General features: G+C 63.6%; 8 protein-coding genes and 1 pseudogene (1 of these 9 running past the window's edge). 4 read left to right on the top strand and 5 right to left on the bottom strand.

Features of this window, described 5'->3' with window-relative positions; all coding sequences use genetic code 11:
* Positions 1-554, bottom strand: a pseudogene (locus tag JSS27_21455) (YgiQ family radical SAM protein); it reaches 480 nt to the left of the window's first position.
* A gap of 216 nt (positions 555-770) precedes the next feature.
* Here JSS27_21455 and JSS27_21450 point away from each other — a divergent pair.
* Complete coding sequence (locus tag JSS27_21450) at positions 771-1,562, top strand: hypothetical protein (protein MBS0211517.1); 792 nt, start codon at positions 771-773, stop codon at positions 1,560-1,562.
* On the opposite strand, the gene JSS27_21445 is transcribed toward JSS27_21450, so the two are convergent.
* Positions 1,563-2,393 carry a sensor histidine kinase gene (locus JSS27_21445; GenBank protein ID MBS0211516.1) on the bottom strand — a complete coding sequence of 277 codons (831 nt, stop codon included), beginning with the start codon at positions 2,391-2,393 and terminating at the stop codon, positions 1,563-1,565.
* A gap of 295 nt (positions 2,394-2,688) precedes the next feature.
* Here JSS27_21445 and JSS27_21440 point away from each other — a divergent pair, with 295 nt between their 5' ends.
* Positions 2,689-2,943: a hypothetical protein gene (locus JSS27_21440; GenBank protein MBS0211515.1), complete on the top strand. Its 255-nt coding sequence runs from the start codon at positions 2,689-2,691 to the stop codon at positions 2,941-2,943.
* A 172-nt stretch (positions 2,944-3,115) separates the two neighbouring features.
* Here JSS27_21440 and JSS27_21435 read toward each other — a convergent pair whose 3' ends face one another.
* Positions 3,116-4,282 (bottom strand): glycosyltransferase family 39 protein, encoded by a 1,167-nt coding sequence (locus tag JSS27_21435; protein MBS0211514.1) that lies wholly within the window; start codon positions 4,280-4,282, stop codon positions 3,116-3,118.
* 243 nt (positions 4,283-4,525) lie between these two features.
* Here JSS27_21435 and JSS27_21430 point away from each other — a divergent pair, with 243 nt between their 5' ends.
* Positions 4,526-6,361, top strand: coding sequence for a hypothetical protein (locus JSS27_21430; GenBank protein MBS0211513.1), 1,836 nt, complete (start codon positions 4,526-4,528; stop codon positions 6,359-6,361).
* Positions 6,358-6,711 (top strand): DUF2752 domain-containing protein, encoded by a 354-nt coding sequence (locus JSS27_21425; protein MBS0211512.1) that lies wholly within the window; start codon positions 6,358-6,360, stop codon positions 6,709-6,711. The genes JSS27_21430 and JSS27_21425 overlap by 4 nt, the downstream gene beginning before the upstream one ends.
* Before the next feature lie 117 nt (positions 6,712-6,828).
* On the opposite strand, the gene JSS27_21420 is transcribed toward JSS27_21425, so the two are convergent.
* The gene (locus tag JSS27_21420; protein MBS0211511.1) at positions 6,829-7,293 is read right to left on the bottom strand and encodes a BON domain-containing protein; all 465 of its coding nucleotides are present in this window, start codon (positions 7,291-7,293) and stop codon (positions 6,829-6,831) included.
* A gap of 421 nt (positions 7,294-7,714) precedes the next feature.
* A partial coding sequence (locus JSS27_21415) for a TOBE-like domain-containing protein (GenBank protein ID MBS0211510.1) occupies positions 7,715-8,108 on the bottom strand: 394 nt, incomplete at its 5' end.

The raw sequence follows: 8,108 nt of genomic DNA, 5'->3' as shown, positions 1-8,108 counted from the left end.
TTGTCGCTCCAATAGTCGTAATGCGACAGTCGGCGCAGGCTGGCTTCGACGCCCCCCGCCACCACCGGCACGCCAGGGTACGCTTCGCGCGCTCGTTGGCAATACGCCAACGTCGCCCGATCGGGACGCCGACCGATCTGTCCGCCGGGACTGTACGCGTCGTCGTTGCGTACTTTGCGGTTGGCGGTGTAGTGGTTGATCATCGAGTCCATGTTGCCGGCGCTGATGGCGTAGAACAGCCGCGGCCGGCCGAACTCGCGCCAGGCGTCGCAATTGCGCCAGTCGGGCTGGCTGACGATGCCGACGCGGTAGCCGCAGCTTTCGAGCAAGCGCCCCAGCAGGGCCATGGCAAAGCTGGGATGATCGACGTAGGCATCGCCGGTCACGAAGACGATGTCGACTTCGTCCCAGCCACGAGCCAGCGCTTCGGCCCGCGACATGGGCAGCGGCGCGCGCGTCTGCTCGGCCGGCGGCCGGCGCACCGGCAGCCATGCTGGCGTTGCTGGCAGCACCGGCAAGTTGAAGGCGTCGAAAGTGGCGGTCGAAGTCGACATGCGATCATTGTAGCAAGCGAGTTCCCGAAACGAGGGCATAGCTGCGGATTTCATGCGTAGGGTGCCCTGTGGGCACCTTACCTGCGGTTTCAATCGTTACAGCTTTTCAGTTGGCAAGGGGGCCAGACCCGCGAAGAACCTCGTTGTTTTTCGGCCTTCAACGTCGCCATCAGGTGCTCACAGAGCACCCGACAAAGGCAAGGGAATCCTCGCCTTATGCTCCTCGATTCGCCTTGCGGCTGGGGGCGACTTTCGGGACACTACGCCCCCCATTGGCCCCCCCGCCTGCCCGTCGCTTTTCTGGGCACCTTGTCGATTCTGGTCACACTGTCGATGACGCTTCCCTTTCATCTGGCCGCCGCCGTTGCGCACCGATCGCGCTGCCTTGTTGCGCGCCGTTGTGCGCTGGTTGGCGTGTTGCTCGCGGGCGTGGCAAGCCTGGCCGGGTGTCGGATGTTCTCGACTCCGCCGCCGCCGACGCCATTGGACAACCCGATGCGCGTCTACGCGCCGAGTAGCGACGCCCTTTGGGATCATGTGGTCGACGTGGTCGATGACTACTTCACCATCGAAAAGGAAGATCGTCCGCGGCGAATCGGCGACGTGCTGACGGCCGGGCGGATCGACACCTTCCCGCAAGTCGGCGCGACGCTGTTGGAACCTTGGCTCGGCGACTCGGCCGATTCCTATCAGCGCCTCGAAAGCACGTTACAGACCATGCGCCGCCGCGCGGTAGTGCAGGTGATACCGGCCGACGGCGCATACCTGGTCGAAGTGCAAGTCTTCAAAGAACTCGAAGACCTGATCCGGCCCGAGCTGGCCACCAACGCGGCCGGTTTCCGAGTCGACAACTCGCTGCAGCGCGTCGAGCACCTGGTCGTGGGCCAGCCACCGACCGTGGGCTGGATTCCGCAAGGACGCGACTGCGTCCTGGAAAAACGGATGCTCGCGCAACTGGTCAACCGGATCAACTGCCTGGCGAACAAGCCCGGCGGACCGGCGCATTGATCAGACAGCGCGATTGACGAGCGGAAACGTGCTCGTCGCCGTCGTAGTTGGCGCTGTGGCCAGCGTCGGCGCTATCGCCGGCGCGGCCGGCAGGCGAATGGTGAACTGCGTGCCGCGGCCCGGCGCGCTCTCGACGCGAATCTTACCGTGGTGCGCTTCGATGATATCGCGGCAGGCGGACAGCCCGAGGCCGGTTCCCCCCTTGCCTGTCGCGTCAGGACCTTGCTTCGTCGTGAAGAACGAATCGAAAATCTGGTGCATCACCTCAGTCGGCATTCCGGTGCCGGTGTCGCGCACCTGCAGCTCGACCATCTGCAACTGCGGGTCGAAGCCTAGGGTGATGATAATTCGTCCGCCGTGCGGCATGGCCTGTCGGGCGTTGATCAGCAAGTTCGTCAGCACTTGCTGAATCTGGTTGCCGTTGGCCAGCGCGGGGGGAGCGGCCTGAAGGTTCGTTTCGACGTGAACGCGGTACTTGGTCATCTCGCGTTCGAGCAGCAGCAACGTGTCGTCGATCACGCGCCGCAGATCGGTCGGCTCGAGCGACGTGCTGCGATTGCGGGCAAAGGCCAGAATGCCAGTCGTGATCCGCGCGGCACGCTGGGTCGCGGTCAGAATCTTGTCGAACGCTTTGTCGCGCGAGGCCTGGTCCTGGGAACGCATGCCCAGCTTGGCGTAATTCAGAATCGTCATCAGCACATTGTTGAATTCGTGCGTGGTCGTGCTGACCAACTCGCCCATGGCCGTGAGCTTTTGCAGCCGAGCGACTTGCTGCTTGAGCAAGGCGATTTGTTCCTCGGCGGTGGGAGCTTCGGCGGGGCCAGCAGACATAGCGCGCCTCGTGTGATTTGAACGATACTGGCCGATGCCAGCAGACTAGAGAAAGCGTCGTACTGGTTATCGTCGCACTCGGCTGGGCCGCTGAAGTCAGAACCGCTACAATCGGTACAGCTTCCCACACTGGGGGAGAAGGTGGGCGGTGCTAGCGTGCAGCGTGGCATTGTGGTGAAAATTTGTTCGCTTCATTAGCCCCCGGTCATTGACCGGGGGCTAATGGGACTTTGAAATCATCGTGTCAGAGAACTGAACGCGTCCTCGGATCGTTTCGCTCAAGGAGGAGCAAGCGATGCACACCGTCGAACTGTTGAAGCAAGCGTGTGCTACGGCCCAAGAGCTTGGCTACCAGTTGCGCTATGACAAGCTCGACGGCCTGGGCGGAGCCTGCACGGTGCGAGGCCAGAAGCTGCTGTTCATCGATCTTGAACAGAGCCCGGCCGATCAGTTGGAACTGGTCCTGGCCGCAATCGCTCAGGACGCCGCCGACGCCAAGCTGACGATGCCACCAGCGCTCGACACGCTGATCAAACGCCGCGCGGCCTAAAGGGCGTCAAGCTGGTTCGCTCCGGTAGGATGCACTCCATGCACCTTATTTCGGTCGTCCAAGAGTTGACGGCCTCGATCGTCAAACATCGTTAGAGATCGAGACTTCTGCCCACGAGGCCGTGCAAAACTAAGGTGCATGTAATGCACCCTACAGGAATGCGGATTGCTGGCTAAGATTCATTGCGGTACTTGCGCCAAGGAACGCCGGTCGCGTAGGTCACCCAGCGGCGGCGGATCAATTGCCACGCGCCGTAGACCGTGAATGCCGACAGCGGCGTGAGCAGTGCCGTGTTCAGCGGCTCGCCGCGGAACCAGCCGGCCGCCAAGAGCCACGACCCCGGCACGGCCCACACACCGAGCATCCGCCAGAACGGCTGGGTCAGCACGCCGGTGCGAAAGGTTTGCCAGACGCCCCACAGCATGACGGGCGTCCAGGGCAACATCAGCACCGGAAACGACAGCAGCCAGCCCAATCGCCAATCGACCGGAGCGACGGCCGTTGCGTTCGAGCGAAACAGATGATGTGGCAAGAACCGGTCGAGCGCCGGCGGGTCCATCATCACCAAGGGAACAATCCAACCGAGCATCAAGCAGCCGCACAAAAGTTGCCCGAGCGGGTGGAACAGAAACTTGAAGTCGCGCCAGTGCCGCTGCACGACGAAGTAACCGCCGCAGGCGACCATGATTAGCACCGGGCCGGCGATCAGCTTGTCAAGGAACGAGACCGCGACCAGCACATGGAACAGGCACGGCACCCAACGGGCGGTGCGGCGGCCGTGCGGGCTGTCGACCTGGGCCAGTGAGAAGACCGCGACCGCGGCCGCGACGATTAACGTCAACAGCGCCACTCCGTCGGCCGCCGCGCCGACCAGCACAGCATGCCCGGTGGTCAATTGCACCAGACCGGTGAACAGCCCGAACCGGCTCCCCTGCCAGCGGGCCGTCATGGCCGCGATCACCAGCGCCGTGCCGATCATGGCCAAACCGCTGGGTAGTCGCGAGGCCCAGATCGACTCGTGGCCGAACGCCTTCATCGCGCCGGCGATCAGCCAATAGCTGAGCGGCCCCTGATCGGTCACCGGCGCGCCGTCCAGGCGCGGCACGACGAAGTTGCCACTGGCCAGCATCTCGCGCGCCACGGCGATCGAGCGCGCTTCGCGCGGCGAAAGGGGCCGTTTGTCGCTCAACAGCCAGGGCAGCGTGCCGAGCCCGGCGACCATGATGATGACTGCGGCGCCGCGACCCAGCCGAAGGCGCGCCGCCGAGCCGGCCAGCATGCGCGGCCCCGACAGCAAGCCAGCGCTGGTCGACGTTTCGGCTGCGGAATCAGACTTCATCAAGGCCACCAAACCATCGAAAGCAACAATCAGCCACGGGGGCTGCCTCAAAACAGACGAAAGCCCGGCGGGAGTATAAGACTGACATTCCAGGGGGTCGAGAGGCATTACCCGCCGCTTGGGCCGCCCGGCGCTACCCGGCTTGCTCGATTTAGGGAATAATGAACACGGCGAGCATCGCGGGCGCGGGAACCGTGCCGTGGCGGCGCTCGTCGTATCTTCATGCAGCCAGGAGTGCCAGCGATGACGGCGACCGGTCGACAAGCGCGAAGGAGCCCAGGCTTGCCGCTGGCGGCGGTTTTTCTTGCGACGCTGTTGCTGTCGGCCCCGACCAGCCGCGCCGCCGACGAGGCCAAGCCGCTGGTCGTGCGGGCTTCGGCCGCGCGAATCGACGAGCTGATCAACCGGCTGGGGCACAACGACTACTTCGTCCGGCAACAAGCCCAGGACGAACTGTCCCGTGTCGGTCTCGACGCCTTTGACGCGCTGACGCGGGCCGAGAACAGCGACGACATTGAAGTCTCGGAACGGGCCCGCTATCTGGTCCGGCTGTTGCGGTTCGAGATCATCGCCGACAGCGACCCGCCCGACGTGCGCAAGTTGCTGCAGACGTACAAGGCCAGCGAGGACGAGCAGCGGCAGTTGATCGCCCACGAATTGGCCCAGTTGCCCGACGATCGCGGCTTGCCGGCGTTGTGCCGGATTGTCCGCTACGATCGGTCGCAGGTGGTGTCGAAGTACGCGGCCTTGGCGATCATCGAGCAGAAGAACATCAGCGACGCACGGGCCGAGAAGCGCAAGGCGGTCTTGCTTTCGATGTTGGCGCAAAGCCCGCGACCGGCGGCCGAGTGGTTGCGCAATTACGTAGCGCAGCGGGGGGACACCACGGCGGCGGCGGCCCTTTGGTCACGACTGGCCAGTGAAGAAGCCCAGACGTTGCGTTCGCGACCACAGCAATCGCGCGCCGAGTTGGTGATCGGGCTATTGAAAGTTGCGGTGGCGGCCAACCAGAAGCTGGGGCGGCAATCGGAAGTCGACCGGGCGTTGCAACAGATGGTGGCTGTCGAGCCGAGCGACGATACGATGCTCGGCGATCTGGTGGCTTGGCTGATCGATCAAAAGGCCTGGACCGTGATCGACGAGATTTCCGGGCGCTATCCCGAACGGTTCAACGCCTCGGCGATTCTGCTCTATCACTTTGCCGAAGCCCAACTGGCCCAGGGGCGCGAGGCCCAGGCCGAAGAGGCCGCCCAGCGCGCGGTGAAGATGAGCCGCGACGAGCCGGACAAGCACTACATCATGGCCTATCAACTGCGCCGGCGGGGCATGCGCCGCTGGGCCGAGATGGAATACCGCCGCGTGATCGAAATCGGCCCACCGGCCCAAGCCTATGCCCTGCAATCGCAGGCCTATTTGGCCGACATGCTGCACGACTCGGGCGAGGATGGCAAGGGAGCCAAGGTGTTGGCCGAGTCGGTGGCGGCGATGGAGCAAGCCAAGAACGCCGGCCAGCAGACGAATATCAATCGCGACCTGCGCACGACGCGCGGCCAGATGCACTTTCTCTATGCTTGCGACGCCAGGGAACAAGGGAACGACAAGGAATACAAGCGGCACTTGCTGGCGGCCCGGGACGAGGATCCAACCAATGCCGATGTGTTGATCGCGCTGTTTCGACTGCCCGACGCCGATGCGGCCTTGAAGCAGAGTACGCAAAAGCTGATCCGCGACAGTGCCGAGTTGTTCCGCCGCCGGATTCAGGAAGAACCTGACCAGGCGCTGAACTACAACCAGTTGGCCTGGCTGATCGGCAACACCGAGGGGGACTATCAAGAGGCCCTGCGCTCGTCGCACAAGTCGCTGGAAATGCAGCCCAACGAGGCGGGCTATCTCGACACGCTGGGACGTTGCTACTATGCCGTGAAGGATCTCGACAACGCGATCAAGTACCAGTCGCAGGCCGTCGAACTCGATCCTCACTCGGGGCTGATGCGCAAGCAACTCCAGTTCTTCAAAAAGTCGCGAGCCGAAGCGCGGGGCGAAAAGCCCGAACAGCCCGCGCCCGCCAAACGGTCATGAGCCGCGGTTCGCGCTGGTCGCTGATCCTGTTGCTGGGCGCGCTGGTGGCGACGGCTGCCACGTTGGACATGCACGACACCACGGGGGTCGAGTTGTTCGGCTACCGATTGCCCGAGTTGTGCGCCTGGCGGCGGTTGTTGAATCGCAATTGTCCGGGCTGTGGGCTGACGCGATCGTGGGTGGCGGCGCTGCACGGGCGGCCCGGCCTGTCGTTTCAGATGCACCCGCTGGGGATGCCGCTGTTGGCGCTGGTCGTGGGCATGATCGGCTATCAGGGATATCGCCTGGCGCGGCCAGCCCCGGAGGTCGCGTCCCCCGAAGCTGGCCAGCGCAGCGAGTCGGCGAGTTGAATCGCGCGACGTGCAGTTTGGCATGGCACACCGAATCCCAAGCCGGCGACTCCGTCGCCGTTTCCGGGCGGCAAAGCCGCCGGCTTGGTAAATGCGACACCCGTTGGTCCAAGTACGTTAGCCGGCGACGGGCCAAGCGCGCTCGGACAGGTACTCTTCCAGGTCGAGCCCCAGGTCCAGCTTCACATGCCGGCCGGTGTAGGCCGGCGCCTTGGGTTCGGGACGCGGCAGGTTATGCCCCGGGCGGGGAGCGTAGGCCTCGAACGTGACGGTGCGACGCGGCAGGGTAGTCTCGCGCGGCGCTGCTTCAACCGGGGCGGCCTGGTGAGAACTGACCGGATAGGTGACCGCGACGCGGTCCACCACTTCTTTCACGCCCGGAACACGCCGCGAGATGGCGTAGGCGAGTTGCTTTTCATAGTAGCTGCGCACCTGCCCGCGCAGGTGGACGACCCCTTGATTGACTTCGATCCGCACCAAGCGGTGCAAGGGGAGCGGCAGGCGAGCAAAGGACGAGATGATCCGCTCGCGCAAGCGGTCATCAGCGGCGAACAACGTGGCGGTGTGGTTGATGGTTTCCATGGCGAATACACCTGAATAAGTCGTGAAGCGAATGTGGGGAATCGAACGGGGGCACATGGAAACAACAACAGCTCATCGGGCGTTGCATGATCAAAGCTCCTGACTACGGGGGATAAGTTATCGACGGTTCACAAAGGGGACGAGATCACGGGCGTTGCGGGGTTTTAAGCGAGTGTGATTCAGCAATGTCAGTTCGCGGTTGAATAGCTTAAATCACCGTAACATTCATCACACGGTTCGCAGCAACCCTTCTCGCCTCGGGAGAAGGTGGCCGAAGGCCGGATGAGGGTCCACTGTGTTTCGGGATCTGGCGAGCCTCGGCGGGGACCCTCATCCGGTTCGCTGCGCTCACCACCTTCTCCCGGAGGGAGAAGGGGTTTTGTTGTCACCACGCCCTAGTTCGGCATCAATCGCTCCATCATTAAATGCTGTACTCGGGCCAGAACGCGCGGACGCGCTTGGGGACGATGTAAACCGATTCTCCTTCGCGCAAACGCAGCTCGCCGTAACGCTCGGGATTCAACTCGACGTGGATCGGCGCGTTGTACTCGCTGGCCACGGCATAGACCTTGACCAGCGAACCGGTCGGGTTGATACGGCGGATTTCCGCGCGCAAGCCCCCCGCGCCGTTCACCGAGCGCTCGATGTCCAACTCGTGCGGGCGGATGTAAAGCGTCGCCTCGCGCGACTCGGCGTGCGGATATTCAGGAAACTCGACTGGTGCGTCACTGGTACCGAACCAGGCTTTGCCGCCCTGGACGCGGCCGCTGAAGACGTTGACATTCCCCAGAAAGTCCATCACGAACGGATTGGCC

The sequence above is a fragment of the Planctomycetota bacterium genome (assembly GCA_018242585.1).
In the GTDB taxonomy this organism is placed as follows: Bacteria; Planctomycetota; Planctomycetia; order Pirellulales; family PNKZ01; genus JAFEBQ01.
The sequence above is the reverse complement of the archived record's forward strand: the minus strand, read 5'-3'. Positions and strand labels throughout refer to the sequence as shown.

Coding starts and splice junctions, on each gene's coding strand:
- JSS27_21420 (MBS0211511.1), bottom strand. CDS start 7,293: ATGGAAACCATCAACCACACCGCCACGTTGTTCGCCGCTGATGACCGC.
- JSS27_21440 (MBS0211515.1), top strand. CDS start 2,689: ATGCACACCGTCGAACTGTTGAAGCAAGCGTGTGCTACGGCCCAAGAG.
- JSS27_21450 (MBS0211517.1), top strand. CDS start 771: ATGCTCCTCGATTCGCCTTGCGGCTGGGGGCGACTTTCGGGACACTAC.
- JSS27_21430 (MBS0211513.1), top strand. CDS start 4,526: ATGACGGCGACCGGTCGACAAGCGCGAAGGAGCCCAGGCTTGCCGCTG.
- JSS27_21435 (MBS0211514.1), bottom strand. CDS start 4,282: ATGAAGTCTGATTCCGCAGCCGAAACGTCGACCAGCGCTGGCTTGCTG.
- JSS27_21445 (MBS0211516.1), bottom strand. CDS start 2,393: ATGTCTGCTGGCCCCGCCGAAGCTCCCACCGCCGAGGAACAAATCGCC.
- JSS27_21425 (MBS0211512.1), top strand. CDS start 6,358: ATGAGCCGCGGTTCGCGCTGGTCGCTGATCCTGTTGCTGGGCGCGCTG.